Raw genomic sequence first — 18737 nt, 5'->3', positions numbered from 1 at the left:
GCTCAACGCCCGACACGCCCTCTTCCGGGTGAATGTCGACCGGCATGCCACGGCCGTCGTCGCTGACTTCCAGCGAGTGATCGGCGTGCAGGATCACCTGCACCGATTTGGCGTGGCCGGCCAGGGCTTCGTCGACGCTGTTGTCGATGACTTCCTGGGCAAGGTGGTTCGGCCGACTGGTGTCGGTGTACATGCCGGGGCGTTTGCGCACCGGGTCGAGGCCCGAGAGGACTTCGATGGCGTCGGCGTTATAAGAGCTAGCGCTGGGAGTGGCCATAGGGTCTCGTCGTCAGTGATTCAATGAAAAAGGGGCAAGACTTCACAGTGCGGTGAAATCAATTGCCTGATACAAATCGGCGCCAATGCCGGCAAAACTCAGCAACGCCGGCAATTGCCCGGCAAACCCCTGGAAACTATGGTCGCCGCCGGCCTGAATCCGCAGGGCACAGGCCCGGTAATACTGCTGGGCGAGGCGATAATCCAGTGTTTCATCACCGGTCTGCAACCACACCTGATAACGCTGCGCGTCCTGTGGGGCCGGCACTTCCAGCTCGGCCAGGGCCGTCACATGGTCGTGGGTCAGTTCCCAGGTCTCATCGGTATACAGGTTTTTCTGCGTGCCCAGGTATCCGTCAAACATCCGGTGCGGACTGACGGCCGGGTTGACCAGCAGGGCTTTCAAGCCGTGGCGCTCGGCCAGGTGAGTCGCATAGTAGCCGCCGAGTGAGCTTCCCACCAGCAACGGCCGACCCAGTTCGGCAATCGCCTGCTCCAACTGACCGATGGCTTCACGCGGGTGGTGATGCAGGGCCGGGACACGCAACTTGTCGCTCAAACCCAGCTGCTCCATGACCGCGACCAGCTGACAGGCCTTTTTCGAGGCCGGGGCGCTGTTGAAACCGTGGATATAGAGGATCGAACCGGACATTTGAGCTCCCTGAGTGTCGGTTTGGGTTTGCGGAGTTTACAGGGAGAGAAGAGCTGATTGGGGGTGGTTTCGAGAAATTGGTTATTCAGCAGGGGCGGCCCTCACCCTAGCCCTCTCCCAAAGGGAGAGGGGACTGAATGGGGGATATTAAAGAGATACACCGACCTGAAAGTGATTGGGCGAATCCATAATCAACTCAGTATTTCAGGTCGACGCATGACGCAATACACCTCGGTCGGCCCCCTCTCCCTCCGGGAGAGGGCTGGGGTGAGGGGCTCTTGATCGAAAATCAGTAACCTTCGGAACCGTAATCAACGGTAAAAGCAAAACCGGTGACACGCTCCACGCCAGTCTCCAATCGCCCATCCGGCAACAACCGCAACCAGCGATACCCCGGCGCCTGCTCACCGACCTTGAAGTCATCACTCCCCGGCTCAAACTGAATGCACGTCGAAGGCGAGGCCAACAGGCGCACGCCGTTGCGTTCGCGGTCGATTTCCTGGTGCACATGCCCCCACAGCACCGCGCGAGCCTGTGGAAAACGATCCAGCACCTCGAAAAACGCCTCTGGATTGCGCAAACCGATCGGCGCCATCCATGCACAACCGATCGACACCGGATGATGGTGCAGGCACACCAGATGATGGCGCTCCGGCGCTTCGCTCAGCGAACGGGCCAGCAGTTGCAGTTGGTCGTCCTGCAAATACCCCGGCACCGAACCCGGCACCGCCGAATCGAGCAGCGTCACCCGCCAGTTGCCGATATCGACTACCGATTCCAGCAACGCGCTCTGCACGGCAGCCTCGGCCATGATCATCGGCTCGTCGTGATTGCCGGGGATCCACCGCGCCGGGGCAGCGATCTGCGCGCTCATCTGGCGAAACTGCTGGTATGACTCCAGTGTGCCGTCCTGGGAGATATCGCCGGTGGCCAGAATCAGGTCGATCTGCGGCTGCTGCCCCAGCACCAATTCGATGACCTTTTGCAGGCTTTGACGGGTGTTCATGCCCAGCAGCGTGCTATCCGCTTCAGCGAATAAATGGCTGTCGGACAACTGCACCAGCAACGCCGCATCGGCGGTGGTCAACGTGGATACGCTCGGCAAGGCGCTCTCCCAGGGCAAAAGCACGGAATCGGTCAGGTGCCGCAATTATGCTGGGGGATGAGCGAAAGGGGAAACCGACGAACCGGACGCAGTTCACAACTAGCGAACGACTTCGTACTCGTGCCCCAGGGCCAGACAATGGCTCAGCCATTCCCCCAGGAACAGATTGAGCTGGGCCTTTTCATCCGGCTGATGCATCGCGGCGTTCGGGTAAGGATAGATGCCGCGAAAGCGTCGTGCATGTTCGGCGCTGATCACTTCGGCCATGCGCGCGTCGTGATAGACCTGAACCTCCAGTTGCGGCACCGGCAACCACGGCAGGCTGTGTTCCTGACGCACCTGCAACGTGGTGGTGTACGGACAGGTCTGCAGCACTTCGAGGGCCAGTACGCCGAGCATCTGCTCGCCCTGGGTCACGGCAATGCGCCGTGCCTCGGGGTCATTGCGCATGTCCGGCACCAGTCGCATCAGGCGCGCGTAGTTGGCCTCGCAGGCAGCTTGCAGCCCCGCCAGGTCAACCCGATAACGATCGCGCAGCTTGTTTACGACCATAGCCCCCTCACTTCGGCGCGGTTGAGCGCCAGCCACTGCAAGGCGATGATGCTCGCCGCATTGGCAATGCGTCCGTCACGGACAGCCTGCAAGGCATCTTCAAAGGCCCAGACCGTGACGCGGATATCTTCTGCCTCTTCCTCCAGCCCATGCAGGCCGCCTACGCCTTCGGTGCTGCAACGCCCCAGAAACAAGTACACGAATTCGTTGCTGCCACCCGGCGACGGGAAATATTGGGTCATCGGCCACAGGGCCTTGATGTCCAGTCCAGCTTCCTCCTGCGCCTCGCGGTGAGCAACCTCTTCCGGCACTTCTGCCTTGTCGATCAGACCGGCGACCAGTTCCACCAGCCACGGGTTGTCGGTCTTGCCCAGGGCGCCGACGCGAAACTGCTCGATCAGCACCACTTCGTCGCGCTGCGGATCGTAAGGCAGCAGGCACACCGCGTCGTGACGCACGAAGACCTCACGGTCGATCTCGCGACTCATGCCGCCAGCGAACAATTCATGGCGCAGGTGCAAACGGTCGAGCTTGTAGAAACCCTGGTAGCAGCGCTCGCGCTTTACGACATCAACGGTGGCCGGCGTGGCGTTGGCAAAATCAGTCATGAACATCCTCTTTACTGCAAATCCGATACGAGGTTCCTTGTTGTCACTGGCAACCCCGACTTCGCGCCATCCTAACGCGCTCGTGATGATTGATGCAGCCCCTTTACCGTCAGCGGGATGGACGGTGGCGGCGAAACCCACTCTAATTAGCTTAGTGGCGAACTGACTGCTTCGGCGAGAGTCGAAGCGGATAACTTTTTGCCTTCCCCTGTTTCAGAAAGGACGCCCATGTCGCTTTTCAAAATTGCCTCTGTGGCCACCATCGCCCTGACCCTGGGCGCCTGCGCCAACCTGTTCCAGCCCAACTACCGCACGCCGCTGGAAACCACCCGCGACGCATCGGAAACCCTGAAACCCGGTTGCTCCAACCCGGACTGCCCGCTGGTGAACATCGACACCCTGCACTTCCCGGCCGAGCCTGCCCTGGACGGCATTATCGAAAAACGCCTGCTGCAAATGACCCGCACCGAGGCGAATGAACCGGTAGCGCCAACGCTGGCGGCCTATCGCGAGCAGTTCCTGCGCACCGCTGGCCCGCGCAACAGCAGCTATTTGCAGGCCAAGGTACGCGAACAGCATGACGGCTTGGTGATCATCGAGCTGTCGAGCTACCTCGACACCGGCGGCGCCCATGGCACCCCGGGTCGCGGTTTCATCAACTACTCGCGCCAGCAGCATAAAGTGCTGAACCTGTCGGACATGTTGCTGCCGGGTCAGGAAGAGGCGTTCTGGAAGGCCGCGCAAGTGGCGCACAACAGCTGGCTGATCAGCACCAAGCTCGATCAGGAAGCCGAGTTCGTGAAGAACTGGCCGTTCGTGAAAACTCCGAATGTGGCGCTGACCTACGGTGGCGTGATCCTCAAGTACGACGTGAGCACCCTCGCGCCTTACGCGCTGGGCCACGTCGAACTGAAGATTCCTTACCCGCGTCTGAACGGCATCGTCAAACCCGAGCTGTTTCCGGGCCGTAACTGAAGGCTCGACCGAGCACCAGTTGCAACAGCCCTGCCAGCACCAGTGCCGGCAGGGTCGCGCCGACGTCCGGATACAAGTTCGCCAGCAAGTGGTAGGTGCTGATCCCGCCCAGCCACGCCAACAGCGCCGGCCAGCGCAATGCGGCTGACGCGACCTGAGCACTGCGCTTGCGCAGGATGAAGTGATCCACCAGCACCACGCCGAACAGCGGCGCGAACACCGAGCCGATCAGCAACAGGAAATTCTGGTACTGCGCCAATGGCGCCAGCAGCGCGATCAGCGTGCAAAGCACGCCGATGGCCAAGGCCAGATGCTCGACTTTCAAGCGCAGCAGAATCCCGCTCGATACTGCCGCCGAGTGAATATCGGCAAACGCGTTTTCCGATTCGTCGAGCAGAATCAGCAACAGCGGAATCCCCAGGCCGGCACCGGCCAAAGCCAGCAGCAACGCATTGACTTCACCGCTCGGCGCGAACGCCAGGGTGTAGGCCACGCCGAGGCTCATCAGCCAGAAATTGCCGATGAAGAAACCGATGGCCGTGCCACCGAAGACGTTCTTCGCACGCTTGCCGAACCGCGAATAGTCAGCGATCAGCGGCAGCCACGACAGCGGCATCGCAATGGCAATGTCAAAGCCCACGGCGAACGGCATCGAACCGTCCCCGGCACGCGCCCAGAGTGCCGCCAGATCGGCCTTGGCAAACAGGTTCCAGGTCAGCCAGATGCACGCGCCGAGGATCAGCCAGATGCCCCACTTGCGCAGGATCTTGCGCACGAAGGTCAGCGGCCCGCTGACCGCGAGCAAGGTGGCCAGCGCACCGAAGCACAGGGTCCAGAGCATCGGACTGGCCCACAGCGAACCTTCGCTGAACGCCCGGGTGCCGAGCAGACTGGCGGCGTCGCGCATGACGATGATTTCGAACGAGCCCCAACCAATCAGCTGCAGCAGGTTAAGCAGCGCCGGCAGGCTCGCGCCTTTACCGCCGAGGCTGAGTTTCAGCGCGGCCATCGACGACAGGCCGGTGTCGCTGCCGATCACACCCACAGCAGCCAGCAGCAGGACGCCGACCAGAGTGCCGAGGAAAATTGCCAGCAGTGAACCCGACAAGCCCAGACCGGGCGCGAGCAAGGCACCGGTCTGCAACACCATCAGGCCGATGCCGAGGGAAAACCACAGGGAAAACAGATCGCGACCGCCGAACACACGCTTGTCAGCGGGCACGGCGAGGTCGGGGGAATAAGTGCTGGGTTGAATGCTCAAGGGGGTTGATCTCACAGGAGTGATAGCTACAAGTTGCAAGCCACAAGCGGCAAGAAAAAGCAGGTTTCGCATCTGCTTTTATCTTGCTGCCTGTAGCTTGCCGCTTACACTTTTTTATAAAGCTGACTGCCTTCCTTCTTGAACCGCTCGGCCTGTTCCGCCAGGCCTTGGGCGACGTCCACGTCGACCGCGTCGATCCGCTGGTTGGCCGCGTATTCGCGGACTTCCTGAGTGATCTTCATCGAGCAGAATTTCGGCCCGCACATCGAGCAGAAGTGCGCGACCTTGGCCGAATCCTTCGGCAGGGTTTCATCGTGATACGAACGGGCGGTGTCCGGATCGAGGCCGAGGTTGAACTGGTCTTCCCAACGGAATTCGAACCGCGCCTTGCTCAGGGCATTGTCGCGAATCTGTGCGCCCGGGTGACCCTTGGCAAGGTCGGCGGCATGTGCGGCAATCTTGTAGGTGATGATCCCGGTTTTCACGTCATCCTTGTTCGGCAAGCCGAGGTGCTCCTTCGGCGTCACGTAGCAGAGCATGGCGCAACCGAACCAGCCGATCATCGCCGCCCCGATACCCGAGGTGATGTGGTCGTAGCCCGGCGCAATGTCGGTGGTCAGCGGGCCAAGGGTGTAGAACGGCGCCTCGTCGCAGCACTCGAGCTGCTTGTCCATGTTCTCTTTGATCAACTGCATCGGCACGTGCCCCGGGCCTTCGATCATGCACTGCACGTCGTGCTTCCAGGCAATCTTGGTCAGCTCGCCGAGGGTTTCCAGTTCGCCGAATTGCGCTTCGTCGTTGGCGTCGGCAATCGAGCCCGGACGCAGGCCGTCGCCCAACGAGAAGCTGACGTCGTAGGCCTTCATGATTTCGCAGATTTCGTCGAAGTGGGTGTAGAGGAAGTTCTCTTTGTGGTGCGCCAGGCACCACTTGGCCATGATCGAACCGCCACGGGAAACGATGCCGGTCACGCGCTTGGCGGTCAGCGGCACGTAGCGCAGCAACACGCCGGCGTGGATGGTGAAATAGTCGACGCCCTGCTCGGCCTGCTCGATCAGCGTGTCGCGGAACAGCTCCCAGGTCAGGTCTTCAGCAACGCCATTGACCTTCTCCAGCGCCTGGTAGATCGGCACGGTACCGATCGGCACTGGCGAGTTGCGGATGATCCACTCGCGGGTTTCGTGAATGTGTTTGCCGGTGGACAAGTCCATCACGGTGTCCGAACCCCAGCGAATGCCCCAGGTCAGTTTCGCCACTTCTTCTTCGATGGACGAACCCAAAGCGCTGTTGCCGATGTTGCCGTTGATCTTCACCAGGAAGTTACGGCCGATGATCATCGGTTCCAGTTCGACGTGGTTGATGTTGGCCGGAATGATCGCGCGGCCACGGGCGATTTCTTCGCGAACGAATTCAGCGGTGATTTCTTTCGGGATGCTCGCACCGAAGCTGTGGCCGGCGTGTTGCTGGTTCAACAGGCCAGCGGCGCGGGCCTCTTGCAACTTCATGTTTTCGCGGATGGCGACGTATTCCATCTCGGCGGTGATGATGCCTTTGCGCGCGTAGTGCATCTGGCTGACGTTGGCCCCGGCCTTGGCGCGGCGCGGGTTGTTGACGTGGGCGAAACGCAGCTTGGTCAGTTCCGGGTCGGCGAGGCGTTCCTGGCCGAAGTTGGAACTCAGGCCTGGCAGACGCTCGGTGTCGCCACGGTCGTCGATCCACGCCGAACGCACGTCACCCAGGCCTTTGCGCACGTCGATCACCACGTTCGGATCGGTGTACGGGCCCGAGGTGTCATACACGGTGACCGGCGCGTTGATTTCGCCGCCGAAGTCGGTCGGCGTCACATCGAGGGTGATTTCGCGCATCGGCACGCGGATGTCCGGGCGCGAGCCCTGAACGTAGACTTTTTGCGAACGGGTGAACGGCTGAACCGACTGCTCATCGACCTTGGCCGAGTCACTCAGGTTGATCGCGTTTTTTGCTTTTGTAGTCATCACGGGCTCTCCAGACAGCATCCAGGCAATGGATTGTCGGAGCAGAACCTGAAAGGCACGGACGCACCAGGACCGGTGCTGTGCATCGTCGTCGAGCGTTCGATTGTCGAACAATATCCCGGACGAAGCACAAGAGGACTCGCCGGGTGACGAGAAATCTTGTTCCCTACGCAGGCGCTAACCTGATCAGGTTCAACGGGATCCGAAATTATTCGATCTCAGCCTCATAGCAAGGCACCCCGACAAGAACCCGGCCAGTCTAGACACAACCGACAAGGAACGCCAACACCGCAGCAAACACCATGATGAATGGCGCAATTACCGGGACTTGCAGGATTGTTGCCGCACGATTGCACAACTACACTCGCTTTGCCCTGTGCGCCTTGACGCTGCGGGAGCTGCGCCTTAGCCTTGGCGCGCACATTATTTTCGTAATATTTCTTGCTAGGGATCGCCTCATGCTGCGCAAACTTTCACTGGCTCTTGCCGTGTCTTGTGCGTCCAACGCAATGGCCTGGGCAGCAGAAGCGCCCTTGTCGACCAAGACCGATCTGGTCAGCGTCTATCAGGAAGCCGTCGACAACAACGCCGATCTGGCCGCTGCCCGCGCCCAGTACGGCGCGCAGAAAGAAGTGGTGCCACAGGCTCGCGCCGGGTTGCTGCCCAACCTGTCCGGCGGCGCCGAAGTCGCCGACGTGCGCACCTCGATCGACCAGCCTTCGGCCAATGCCACTCGCAGCGCGCATTCCTATCAGGCGACGCTGGCTCAGCCATTGTTCCGCGCCGACCGCTGGTTCCAGTACCAGGCGGCCAAGGACGTCAACGAGCAGGCCGCGCTGCAACTGTCGGCCACCGAGCAGAACCTGATCCTGCAATCGGCCGAAAGCTATTTCAACGTGCTGCGCAGTCAGGACAATCTGGCCTCGACCAAGGCTGAAGAAGCCGCGTTCAAGCGTCAGCTCGACCAGTCCAACGAACGCTTCGATGTGGGCCTGTCGGACAAGACTGACGTGCTGCAATCGCAAGCCAGTTACGACACCGCGCGCGCCAACCGCATCGTTGCCCAGCGTCAGGTCGACGATGCCTTCGAAGCACTGATCACCTTGACCAACCGTCAGTACAACTCGATTCAGGGCATCGTCCATACACTACCGATCCTGCCGCCGGCGCCGAACGACGCCAAGGCCTGGGTCGACACCGCCGCCAAACAGAACCTCAATCTGCTGGCGAGCAACTTTGCGGTCAGTTCCGCCGAACAGACCCTCAAGCAGCGCAAGGCCGGCCACTTGCCGACCCTCGACGCCGTGGCCAAATACGAGAAAGGTGACAACGACGCCCTCGGCTTCGCCAACCCGAACGCCTTCGGCACCCCCTACGGTGGCAACGTCGATCAGCGCACGCTGGCCTTGCAACTGAACATCCCGATCTACAGTGGCGGACTGACCAGCTCGCAAGTGCGCCAGTCCTATGCGCAACTGGATCAGAGCGAGCAGCAGCGTGAAGCCCTGCGCCGGCAGGTTGTCGAAAACACCCGCAACCTGCACCGCGCGGTCAATACCGATGTCGAGCAGGTGCAGGCGCGCCGCCAGTCGATCATCTCCAACCAGAGCGCCGTGGAAGCCACGGAAATCGGCTATCAGGTGGGTACACGCAACATCGTCGATGTGCTCGATGCCCAGCGTCAGCTGTACACCTCGGTGCGCAACTACAACAACACCCGCTACGACTACATCCTCGACAACCTGCGCCTCAAGCAGGCGGCGGGGACGTTGAACCCGGGTGACCTGCAGGACCTGACGCGCTATCTCAAAGCCGACTACAACCCGGACAAGGACTTCTTGCCGCCGGATCTGGCCAAGGCCGCCGAGGCACAGCTCAAGGCCCGGCCTTAATCCAGAAACCCGCAGAAATGCGGGTTTTCGTTGCCTGATCATTGTCGCCTGACAAATCCGCCCTTGCGCCGCCCTTGCGGATAGATGGACCGCTGCGCCTTGTCCAGATGACCACCTTGACGCACGAAACTGACCGCTTCATTGTTTCGCCGACTACGCATCCAGGTGATCCATCCCAGTAGCTCAGCGTGCCCCAACGCTTCGATCAATAACAAAAACTGTCGCCGCCAGCGTGTACTGGCCCCCATGCCCAGCCCGGAACTGCGCTTGAGATCCGGGATGCTTTGACCATTCATCACCCCTTTCACGAAGTCTAGCCAGAGGTCAGGCCGGATCATCCCTTCCAATGGCGTTCCAGACAGAATGGAAAAGCAGGTCACACAGGGGTCACATTTGAACTTGGGACGAATCCCTGTGATTCGATAGGTTCGATCGCCTTTACACTTGGGGCATATCGCGTGCCGGGCATTGAGCATCGTTTCGATCCAGGCCATGACCGCTTGCTGCTGCGCAGCAATATGCTCGGGGGCTTGCAGGTTTTCCCGGTAATGTCGCGTCGTCCACCACTGATACAACTCAGGGCACTCTTCGGCCATCACCTCGCGGGTTGCTTTGCCCCAACTGAAATAGACCTTATGGTTCATTCCCAGACGAGGCGCTATCTGGACACTGGACCAGCCGGCCAACAAGTAAAGCGCAAACGTGGACCACAGCTCCATACGGCGCAGATTGGCGAACGGCGTATCGCTCAGACTGTTGCAGCCTTTCTGACATGAGCCGCAGTAGTAGTACGGTAGCCGACGGGCCGGATGAGTCTGGCAGGTCAGATTGGTGTTGCTACACCATGGGCAAAACTTCACTCGCCGATACGGCAATTCGTGCAGATAGCGGATCAACCGATTGGCGTCGGGCCGCAGGTGCATCGGGAGACGGACCTCGTAGTCCGGCAAATCGCCTTGTCCGGGGATGGGCAGATCGGGCAGTCGAGACGTCATTGGCTCAGCACCGACTCATCAGCAAGGCTTGCTCGGCTAGCTCAGCTTCGCGCTGAGCGATGGCAGCTTCCAGCTCTGGGGAACGTTTGGCCCAGTCATCCGCAGGGAGTGGTTTTGACCATTCGATGATGTCGGGATGGGGCAATTCCGGTGGGTGGGAAAGCTTCCAGTCCTGCAGCTTTTCCGCCAGATAAGTGCCCAGAAGCGTTATGCAGAAAACTCCCCACAGGACGCTCAACACTTCCCCTTTGCGCAAGTCGACAAGGAGCGATCCGATTTGGGTTTCTTCGTAAGGCGCGATACCCACCCGACTGTCGGGGACAGCCTCAGGTCCGATTTCCATGTAACTGCGTATGCACTCCCACAATGCCATCGCGGTAGTGCCGCCGCCGCAGTTGAAGCCTAGGGAAAAGTGTCTGTTGTCTTCCGTGGCGTGCGGGTCTGGATTTTCGAAACCGATGACCAGTAGACCCATTGTGGCTTTACCGGCCTGACTGACGGATGACTGCTGAGTGGCGGCGGCCGTTACGGTTTCCCACGGGACAATCCAATATTCACCGTTGTCGCGGGGCACGCAGACTTCGCGGCGTTGGCGGTTGAAGCGTAAGGGTAAGGGGACTTCGCGGAAGAGGCCTTGGATTACGAATAGGATAGGAACCCCCACGATGATTAACCCACCGCCCCATATCAGTGGATCGGGAGTGATGTAATTCAAAAGTACGAACAACAATGCCATCGGCCACAAGATCATCACTGCAGATCCGATGCTGTAGTTGCCAATATCAAGAAACACCTCGTTCTTGCGCCAGATGGTGTTGAGCACATCAGAAGGCTTTTCACCCGTAGGAATGGGCAACGGCGCCAAGTAATCATTGCGCGAAAACATTCCTTTTTTCGTAGTGCCTGCCGGTGGCGTACTCATGCCTGTGCCTCAACTCGTCCGGCCAACTCGGTTTCGCGTTTGGCAATGGCCTCTTCCAACTCGGCGGAACGTTTGGCCCAATCATCCGCAGGGAGTGGTTTTGACCATTCGATGATGTCGGGATAGGGCAGATCGGGTGGCGGATTCAACTTCCAACGCTCTAGCACATCGATCAGCAAAGTGTTGAATATGAATATTCCGCAGAACCCTTCCCAGAGAACGGTTACGAACCAGCCTCTTAACTTCGCTGCTTTGATCAAATCATCCAGATAAGTCGCCCAGATTCCTTTTGATCTGTCGAAACGGGCGGTTTGATCCTCAACAGCCTCTGGCCCGATCTCCATATAACTGCGCATGCATTCCCACAGAGCCATCGCCGTGGTGCCACCGCCACAGTTGAAGCCCAGCGAAAAGTGCTTGTTGTCTTCCGTGGCTTGCGGGTCGGGGTTTTCGAAACCGATGACCAGCAGACCCATGGTTGCTTTACCAGCCTGACTGACGGATGACTGCTGAGTGGCGGCGGCTGTTACGGTTTCCCACGGGACAATCCAGTATTCACCGTTGTCGCGGGGCACGCAGACTTCGCGGCGTTGGCGGTTGAAGCGTAAGGGTAAGGGGACTTCGCGGAAGAGGCCTTGGATTACGAATAGGATAGGAACCCCCACGATGATTAACCCACCGCCCCATATCAGTGGATCGGGAGTGATGTAATTCAAAAGTACGAACAACAATGCCATCGGCCACAAGATCATCACTGCAGATCCGATGCTGTAGTTGCCAATATCAAGAAACACCTCGTTCTTGCGCCAGATGGTGTTGAGCACATCAGAAGGCTTTTCACCCGTAGGAATGGGCAACGGCGCCAAGTAATCATTGCGCGAGAACATCCCTTTTTTCGTAGTGCCTGCCGGTGGCGTGCTCATCGCTTGTCCTTGGGTTGCAGATAAGTGGCGCCAGGGTGATCCTCGCCGAGCGGGTAATTCGGTACACGATCAATTTCGGGTGTTGGGTCGTTTCTCAGCGCTATGACTCCCGTGGAGTCGTTCAAGGTAAAAGCAAGCCCGCGCTCCCCGCCGATAAAACTCCGAGCGCCGAGTATTGCGGTCAGTGGGGTGCGATAACGCAACCGAAGTGAAACCGTGCTGGGTGGAGTGCCCAAAACGTTCGAAAGCTTGTTAAACGGGCCACTCAGGCGTAAACCCTGACCTTCCTTGCACGGTATCCACTCGCAACGGCTGCTGGCCAGCCAGTGAGGCGTCATATCTCGCCATGGCCGCGGCGCTTTGTAGCCATTGGTGGGGCTGTTCTTGATCAGATGTCGGTAGCCCTGAGTATCCACCGGGTCGCCGACCATGCTCAGTTCCAGATAGACACTGTCTGGCTCGGCGCCCGGCAAGTCGATGGTCAGAGAATTAATGGCGCTGACGAAAGCCAGGCCGGAACGGCCATTATCAGGCGCTGGATCAGAACTGCTTTGCATGGTGACCCGAGGCGTATAGAGGATGAGGTACAAACGGTCGAGTTCGTCCTGCTGGGCTTTAGGCGGAATAGGTGCCAGATCGTTAGCCCGCGTTTTAGACCAGCAGCAATTGTTAAGGAAGTTTTGCAGCGGCGTTTTCTCGAAAATCCAGGCAGTCAAATACAGCAAACCTAACCCGGCAATAATCCAGTTCAGCGGCCCCATGTACAGCGTGTAACGCAAGATAGCGACTTCGACTTCCACCAAGCCTGCCAAGGCTCTACCAGTTTGCGCCATTCCCAACAATGCCTGGGCGCCAAAAGCACCTACTTGACTAGCGACCACGGCTTGGCGCATTTCCAACCAAGGATCAACATGTGTATTTACTTTCTCTAACTGAACTTGCAGAGACCTGTATTCATTCACAGAGGCTGCAAATGACAACCCACCAATCACCCCACCAAACAACGTAAGCATCGGTGCCGCAGATGAACGAATAAAAAACCGATCCTTCCCCAACCCCATCCGCACCTGACTATCAACAACCGCCACCAAAGCCGCCGCCCCATACAAACTCGCCGATACGGTCTCATTCACCCGCCGGGCATCCATCCCCTCCAGCACCCCGGCCTCGCTCAAATAGTTCTGCACATTCACCACGTTCACCAACAACGCCGCCAACGGCACCACTCCCCCGCTGTTGACCACCACTGGCGAATTCACAATCCGCTCCACCCGCCCAACGCCAATGGCTTTCCCGGTCTTGTTCACCCATTCACCCAACGCCTCGGCCCGTTGCCCCAACAATTTCCACGCCGGGCGCACGCCCTCGGTCACGAATTGCAAACGGCTCTCAGCGCCCAACCTCGCGGCAATAAAAATGCTCATCCAGGACGCGCTGAAGCCCTTGTCACCCTTGAGCAGCAGCAAAGCCGCGCCCAGCCGATTGACCAGCACGCTCCATTGGCTGCCGGCATCCCGAGCCATGCTTGCGATGTGATCAAGCACTGCCACGCTCAACGGCGCCAAGGCCTGATGGGTGGCGCTGAGGTTGTCGGCGGACAGTGCGGCCATCAACTCGCCGAGGCGCGAGGCGTTGTTGACCGCCACCTCGAGCGACGGCGTCCAGGCGTGGAACAACTGCCGGAGTGCGCCACCGTCGGCGGTGCGCACGTAGTCGGCGTATTGCTCGGCGCCCTGGGCGCGGATGCATTGCGCGGTCAGGCAACCGGTGGCGAGTTCGGTCAGCCACTGGCGAGTTTCAAGGTCGTCGTAATCGACAAACCAGGTACCGCTGGCGGAGCGTTTCAGGTACACGCCACGGTCGGCGAACAGTGCGGTGTGGCGTTGTTCGAGTTGTTGATAATGCGCAGCGGCGGTGTCAGTGAACCAGGTGTTCATGGCGTCGAGGTCGATGTACTCGCCGACCTTGGCGCTGAACGCATGGCTGTTGAGGTTGGCGTGTTTTTGCGCGCGATATTCACGGACAACGGCCTCTGCCTCGTAGTACAGGTCCGCCGGTATAAACGCCCGCACCGGGCCGACAATCGCCGCGATCCGCGCATCACGAGCCGCAGCTTCGACCTGAGTCGGCCGACCGCCGTACTGACGGGCGCGGGTTTCAGCCCTGAGTTCTTCATCCAGCCGATCCTGGGTATCAAGCATGATCTGGCCCTGCTCGGGCGTGAGGCTGATGTCGCGATCCTTGTAGCGATAACTGAGATTACCGGCCAGTTCGGCGCCATCCTCGCTGATCAAACTGCGCACAAACCCGCCGATGCTCAGGCGCAGATTGTTCTCGCCGAGCCATTTTTCGTGGCCGGTTTCCAGCCATTCCTGTTCGTGGTTGATGTCGCGCAACACACCCAGATCGTCGTCCAGGCAGGCGAAGACAGCGAACAGCCCCCCGGTGTGTGCCTGGGCGTTTTCCAGCCAATCCCGCGTGCCCTGCCCGTCCCATGGCTCGGCGCTCCATTCGCCCGGTGGCTCGTCACTGGCGTCGGGATATTGATCGAGAACTTTGTGACGCTCACGAATACGATGCCTGGCGTCTGTGTAGGCCTTGATGTTGGTCGGGGTCGGGTTCGCTAACAGCGTCGCGCCGAGTGCGTCGGTGTCCTCGGCGTTTTTTTGCTGATCGGCTTTCATCGACCGGGCGTAGCTGTCAGGGATGAGTTCGGCCATGACCTCGTCGGCCTTCTGCAGCGGTGGGCAGTGCGGGGCCTGTAATTCGTCGGCCACCGTGCGCAGGGCAATGTGGCGCATATGCTGGCTGCGTTTGGCGCTGCTGTCGCTCAGCGACTGGCAGTGCTCGGCGTTTAACGGGAACTCGCTGTAAAGCATCCAGGCGTCGTGGATTTTTTGCAGCGCCAGGCCCGTCAATGTCGCGTCGAGTACCGGAGTGGCCGGCGCGTCCAACGCCTGTTCCTGCAACAGCCCCTGTGGCGAAACAGCAAAACGCTTGAGCGGCCCCTGATGCTGCCAGAGGTACACAAACCCTGCCCGCAAACGACGTGCGGCCATCGGCCGACTCTCGGGCGCGATAGCGGGAACGCAACAAACGTGCTCAGATTTTTCGTGCGCCAGCGCGTAGCGAACCGGTACGACAAACAGTTCGGGCTGACTGGCAGGGCATGGATGCACCAGGCCGTTGATGTCCACGTGGGGCTGGGCTTTGGCCGCGCGTTCGGCCTGAGCGGCCTCATCGACCATGGCCAGTTTTTCGGCGCTCATCGCGTGAAGTCCTTGTCGTTCAGTAACTGGTGCGTCAATGCACGGTTGAGGTTGTCCAAGCGCTGGCGCGGCAGGAGTCCGGGTTCGGCCAGTAACTGCCTGTATGCAGCGTGCTCAGGGCCATCGGGGAAGTCAGCGCCCAACACCACACAGAAACGCACCCAGAGAAAGACTTCATCGACGGCACTGAAGCCGCTTCGTGCAGCACTGGCCTGACAGTCCATGGCCCACTGCTGCAAAGCAGTCGAAGCCAGTGAACCAAGGGATTTGGGGAAGTGACATTGACCGTATTCGATCAATTGCCGGGCGAAACACGTGCGTTTGGCAGTGTTCAATTGATCGAGTTGTTCCGCTGTCAGCAGCAACCACGGCTTATCCGCATACGGGATCGCAGGTTGCTCGGTTTGCTGATGGATTTGTGACTCCGGCAGACGGATCAGCCGTACCGGCCCCATCAACCTATCCCGTTCGGGCGCGGGCAAGTCCATCAGCCACAACGCGGTGATACGGGGGTCGTAGAACCGAAAGAAAACCGTCGCTGCCCCCTCGACACGGGCATGGATCAAGCTGCGCAAATGCTCCTGCACCTGACTTTCGTCGGCCGCCGACTCCAGCCAGATGCCCGCCGTTGCGCTCCACTCCTGCGAAAAAACCTTTGCCAGCGGGCTATCGGGCACGACGCCGATCAGCACGGGACCGACACTTTCCAAATGGCTGTAGGCGGTGCGCTGATAAAGCGAGTGAACCGTCGCGCCGCCCGTCATTTCAAACAGACGATCCGAAAGGTTTTCGATCTGGACTCGATCCAGCAACAGGTAAGCCCGATTCATGCGTTCACCTGCGCCAGTTTTTCGCACACGGCGCAGACTGAAGCGGCTTGCTCTGCGGCCTGAGCCAGCGCGGCTATTTGCGGGGTAATGGACAGCGCGATCAGCACCTGTGAATCGTCGGGCACTGCCGCCAACGCGGTCTGCGGCGCGACACCTGTCATCGGCGCGCCCCCCTCGACGATGGCCACACTGCTGAAGATCCCGCCCGCATTGATCACGAGGTGATGGCCGCCAGCAGTCAGCGTCAGGCTCGTGCCGGCATCAATCACCACCTGACTGGCCGTAACCCGCGCATGCGGGCCGGCCTGAATCACCAGCGTGCCTTGCGCCGTGGTGCTGCTGTTGCCGCTGATGCTGAGCAGGTCGTCGCGGCCGATCACCGTGTTGCGCGTACCGTCGGTGGTGTGGCGCTCGTCAGCCTTGATCAGGCTGGTGCTGTGGTTGTCCACCTGCTCGAAACGGTCGCGGCGGATTTGGTTGTGGCTGTCGTTGAGTATCAGTTGTTCGAAATCACGTTCGGCGCGCAGGTAGATTTTTTCCTGGCCGGCGCGGTCTTCGATCATCAGTTCGTTGTAACCGCCGGTGTGCGGTGAACTGTGGCTGCGCAGTACGGTTCGGGTCTTCTGTTCGGGCAAGGTGCAGGGCGCAGACTTGACCTTGTTGGGCACGCAACCGGTGATCAGCGGTTTGTCCGGATTACCTTCGAGAAAGGTCACCACCACTTCCATGCCGATGCGTGGAATCGTCACCGAACCGAAGCCTTCTCCGGCCCAACTCGACGACACCCGAATCCAGCAACTGCTGCGCTCGCTGTTGAGTTCGGCGCGGTCCCAGTTGAATTCGCACCTCACTCGGCCATATTCGTCGCAATAGATTTCTTCACCGGGAGGCCCCGTGACCCGTGCGGTCTGGCAGACCAGCGGACGACGCGGTGTCGGCAGCGGCGCACGAAACACCACCTCGGCAGGAATCACGCTGAAGGTGTTGCGATAACCCTGAGTGAAACCGTCGGTGTCTTTCGTGTCGCTGGTAATCGCTTCCTCAAGCACCTGAGGCTGTCGCCCAGTGTGAGATACGCTGAGCAACAGCCACAGGTCATTGCAGCTTTTGCGCGGGTGTTCGGTCAGTTCGAACAGATGGCCGCAGCGCAGATTTGCCTGATCGCTTTGACCCTGGCCCAATTCATAGTCGCTGCGATGGCGCTCCAGCGCCTGCCGGGCCCATTGCTTGCCGGACTTTTCGTTCTCGATCAACAGCGGATAGCGGTAATCCTCCAGCGTCGGGGTGAACTCGGCGGTGAAGCGGCTTTCGATCAGCAGGCTCGGCCGTTTGAGGTCATAGTCGCGGCGAGTAACGGTGCTGGTGCGTGTGCTTTTGCGCACGCTGAAACGGCTGACCACCGGATGCTCCGCAACCATCCCGCTATCTTGCTGATACGGCGTGGCGCCGAGGGTGGGCAGAAACACCTGATCGTCGGTGAACACCAGCAAATGGCCGTCCGCCGAGTGCTGGTGATGCCAGGCGATGCCGTCTTCGGCGCACAGGCGCTGGATGAACTCTAGATCGGATTCGCCGTACTGAGTGCAGTAATCACGCGGCGGGTTCGCCGTGACATGAAAGGTAAAGGCATCACCCTGAATGCCATGTCCCTTGAGTACCTGCGCGATGATCTGCGGCACCGTGCGCTGCTGGAAAATCCGCTGATCGTGGCTGAACTGCAAGTAATGCAGCGCCGGCACCAGCGTCAGGTGATAACGGGTCAGGCGCTTGCCGGCCTCACCGACCAGGACGTCTTCGATACGCCCATGAATACCTTCACCGTTGTGGCCAAACTGCAAAAACGCAGGCTGGCTGAGCAGGCGTTCCAGATCGAAATCCGGATGCTCGCTAACCAGTTCGATGTGGAGTGTATAGAGGGTGCTGATCGCTTCGGTGCCATTGAATGCCAGCACCTGAAAGTCGTGACGGATAGCAGGAATCTGCAACGCAAAATGCGCGGCATTGGCCGACCGGAACATACGCTTATCCTTAAGCAAAGAGGAAAAGAGCGCGATGTCCAAACCGTCCTTGGTTCGTGCTCGCGAAAACTGGCCAGCACGCTAACAAGACAAAAAAAAGATAGATGTAGGGGGATTCCCCAAAGCCTGAAGGACACTTCCTCAAAGCCAACGATGGACCTGAGGCGAGGGAGCTTGCTCCCTCGCCTCAGGTTTGGTTTTTCCTCAGCGAATCAGTCTGCCCAGCCCGTCCAGCAAGCGCTGCAACGCCCCCTGATTGCGGCGCATCACCGCCAGCCCGGCCTCGGCCATGCGCTGGGCATCGCGCGGTAATTCGAACAGGCGCTGCACTTCCACCGCCAGCCCTTCGGCATCATCCACTTCCGCCAGTGCGCCGGCTTCGCGCAACTGCGCGGCGATGTCGAGGAAATTGAACAGGTGCGGGCCGCTGAGCACCGGCTTGGCCAGGGCCGCCGGCTCCAACAG

General features: G+C 59.8%; 15 protein-coding genes, 1 pseudogene and 1 riboswitch. Of the genes and pseudogenes, 2 read left to right on the top strand and 14 right to left on the bottom strand.

Annotated features, from left to right (window positions below; genetic code table 11):
• The 5 genes from DBR24_RS01735 to DBR24_RS01715 all read right to left on the bottom strand — a co-directional run.
• A partial coding sequence (locus DBR24_RS01735) for an ATP-binding protein (protein ID WP_256591238.1) occupies positions 1 to 277 on the bottom strand: 277 nt, incomplete at its 3' end.
• A 42-nt stretch (positions 278 to 319) separates the two neighbouring features.
• Complete coding sequence (locus DBR24_RS01730) at positions 320 to 928, bottom strand: YqiA/YcfP family alpha/beta fold hydrolase (protein WP_123470869.1); 609 nt, start codon at positions 926 to 928, stop codon at positions 320 to 322.
• Between the two features lie 289 nt (positions 929 to 1217).
• The gene (gene cpdA, locus DBR24_RS01725) at positions 1218 to 2033 is read right to left on the bottom strand and encodes a 3',5'-cyclic-AMP phosphodiesterase (protein ID WP_128613698.1); all 816 of its coding nucleotides are present in this window, start codon (positions 2031 to 2033) and stop codon (positions 1218 to 1220) included.
• 99 nt (positions 2034 to 2132) lie between these two features.
• Positions 2133 to 2585, bottom strand: a complete 453-nt coding sequence (locus DBR24_RS01720; protein WP_007967395.1) for a DUF1249 domain-containing protein — start codon at positions 2583 to 2585, stop codon at positions 2133 to 2135.
• A complete protein-coding gene (locus DBR24_RS01715) occupies positions 2576 to 3193 on the bottom strand; it encodes an NUDIX domain-containing protein (protein ID WP_128613697.1) in 618 nt (205 codons plus the stop codon). Before DBR24_RS01715 ends, DBR24_RS01720 begins: the two co-directional genes overlap by 10 nt.
• 228 nt (positions 3194 to 3421) lie before the next feature.
• On the opposite strand from DBR24_RS01715, the gene DBR24_RS01710 reads away from it, so the two are divergent.
• Positions 3422 to 4168 (top strand): RsiV family protein, encoded by a 747-nt coding sequence (locus DBR24_RS01710; protein ID WP_128613696.1) that lies wholly within the window; start codon positions 3422 to 3424, stop codon positions 4166 to 4168.
• Here the strand turns inward: DBR24_RS01710 and cytX are convergent.
• Together cytX and thiC are read right to left on the bottom strand one after the other, a co-directional pair.
• A complete protein-coding gene (gene cytX / locus DBR24_RS01705; protein WP_128613695.1) occupies positions 4137 to 5429 on the bottom strand; it encodes a putative hydroxymethylpyrimidine transporter CytX in 1293 nt (430 codons plus the stop codon). The two genes, DBR24_RS01710 and cytX, sit on opposite strands and share 32 nt — an antisense overlap.
• A gap of 104 nt (positions 5430 to 5533) precedes the next feature.
• Entirely contained in the window at positions 5534 to 7423 is a 1890-nt protein-coding gene (gene thiC / locus DBR24_RS01700) for a phosphomethylpyrimidine synthase ThiC (protein ID WP_095138094.1), read from the bottom strand.
• Positions 7424 to 7569: 146 nt separating this feature from the next.
• Positions 7570 to 7675, bottom strand: a riboswitch (TPP riboswitch).
• 206 nt (positions 7676 to 7881) lie between these two features.
• Between thiC and DBR24_RS01695 the strand changes: the two genes are divergently transcribed.
• Entirely contained in the window at positions 7882 to 9315 is a 1434-nt protein-coding gene (locus tag DBR24_RS01695) for a TolC family outer membrane protein (RefSeq protein WP_123470860.1), read from the top strand.
• Between the two features lie 38 nt (positions 9316 to 9353).
• Here DBR24_RS01695 and DBR24_RS01690 read toward each other — a convergent pair whose 3' ends face one another.
• The 7 genes and pseudogenes from DBR24_RS01690 to DBR24_RS01660 form a co-directional block, all read right to left on the bottom strand.
• The gene (locus DBR24_RS01690) at positions 9354 to 10310 is read right to left on the bottom strand and encodes an IS1 family transposase (protein WP_128613694.1); all 957 of its coding nucleotides are present in this window, start codon (positions 10308 to 10310) and stop codon (positions 9354 to 9356) included.
• 4 nt (positions 10311 to 10314) lie between these two features.
• Positions 10315 to 11232: a hypothetical protein gene (locus DBR24_RS01685; RefSeq protein WP_128613693.1), complete on the bottom strand. Its 918-nt coding sequence runs from the start codon at positions 11230 to 11232 to the stop codon at positions 10315 to 10317.
• A complete protein-coding gene (locus tag DBR24_RS01680; protein ID WP_128613692.1) occupies positions 11229 to 12155 on the bottom strand; it encodes a hypothetical protein in 927 nt (308 codons plus the stop codon). The genes DBR24_RS01685 and DBR24_RS01680 overlap by 4 nt, the downstream gene beginning before the upstream one ends.
• Complete coding sequence (locus tag DBR24_RS31385) at positions 12152 to 15424, bottom strand: toxin VasX (RefSeq protein ID WP_256591236.1); 3273 nt, start codon at positions 15422 to 15424, stop codon at positions 12152 to 12154. Before DBR24_RS31385 ends, DBR24_RS01680 begins: the two co-directional genes overlap by 4 nt.
• Positions 15421 to 16254: a DUF4123 domain-containing protein gene (locus tag DBR24_RS01670; protein WP_128613691.1), complete on the bottom strand. Its 834-nt coding sequence runs from the start codon at positions 16252 to 16254 to the stop codon at positions 15421 to 15423. The genes DBR24_RS31385 and DBR24_RS01670 overlap by 4 nt, the downstream gene beginning before the upstream one ends.
• Positions 16251 to 18272 (bottom strand): type VI secretion system tip protein VgrG, encoded by a 2022-nt coding sequence (locus tag DBR24_RS01665; protein ID WP_128613690.1) that lies wholly within the window; start codon positions 18270 to 18272, stop codon positions 16251 to 16253. Before DBR24_RS01665 ends, DBR24_RS01670 begins: the two co-directional genes overlap by 4 nt.
• Before the next feature lie 204 nt (positions 18273 to 18476).
• Positions 18477 to 18737: pseudogene (locus DBR24_RS01660) on the bottom strand (3-deoxy-D-manno-octulosonic acid transferase); the annotation flags it as partial.

Origin of the sequence: Pseudomonas sp. HMWF006 (genome assembly GCF_003061205.1) — a bacterium.
GTDB lineage: Bacteria > Pseudomonadota > Gammaproteobacteria > Pseudomonadales > Pseudomonadaceae > Aquipseudomonas > Aquipseudomonas monsensis.
This window is presented reverse-complemented; position numbering and strand designations above follow the sequence as displayed.

Bases quoted from the DNA above. Each gene is read 5' to 3' on its own strand.
- DBR24_RS01680 (WP_128613692.1), bottom strand. From the start codon at position 12,155: ATGAGCACGCCACCGGCAGGCACTACGAAAAAAGGGATGTTCTCGCGC.
- DBR24_RS01715 (WP_128613697.1), bottom strand. From the start codon at position 3,193: ATGACTGATTTTGCCAACGCCACGCCGGCCACCGTTGATGTCGTAAAG.
- DBR24_RS01710 (WP_128613696.1), top strand. From the start codon at position 3,422: ATGTCGCTTTTCAAAATTGCCTCTGTGGCCACCATCGCCCTGACCCTG.
- DBR24_RS01670 (WP_128613691.1), bottom strand. From the start codon at position 16,254: ATGAATCGGGCTTACCTGTTGCTGGATCGAGTCCAGATCGAAAACCTT.
- thiC (WP_095138094.1), bottom strand. From the start codon at position 7,423: ATGACTACAAAAGCAAAAAACGCGATCAACCTGAGTGACTCGGCCAAG.
- DBR24_RS01730 (WP_123470869.1), bottom strand. From the start codon at position 928: ATGTCCGGTTCGATCCTCTATATCCACGGTTTCAACAGCGCCCCGGCC.
- DBR24_RS31385 (WP_256591236.1), bottom strand. From the start codon at position 15,424: ATGAGCGCCGAAAAACTGGCCATGGTCGATGAGGCCGCTCAGGCCGAA.
- DBR24_RS01685 (WP_128613693.1), bottom strand. From the start codon at position 11,232: ATGAGTACGCCACCGGCAGGCACTACGAAAAAAGGAATGTTTTCGCGC.
- DBR24_RS01665 (WP_128613690.1), bottom strand. From the start codon at position 18,272: ATGTTCCGGTCGGCCAATGCCGCGCATTTTGCGTTGCAGATTCCTGCT.
- DBR24_RS01695 (WP_123470860.1), top strand. From the start codon at position 7,882: ATGCTGCGCAAACTTTCACTGGCTCTTGCCGTGTCTTGTGCGTCCAAC.
- DBR24_RS01690 (WP_128613694.1), bottom strand. From the start codon at position 10,310: ATGACGTCTCGACTGCCCGATCTGCCCATCCCCGGACAAGGCGATTTG.
- DBR24_RS01720 (WP_007967395.1), bottom strand. From the start codon at position 2,585: ATGGTCGTAAACAAGCTGCGCGATCGTTATCGGGTTGACCTGGCGGGG.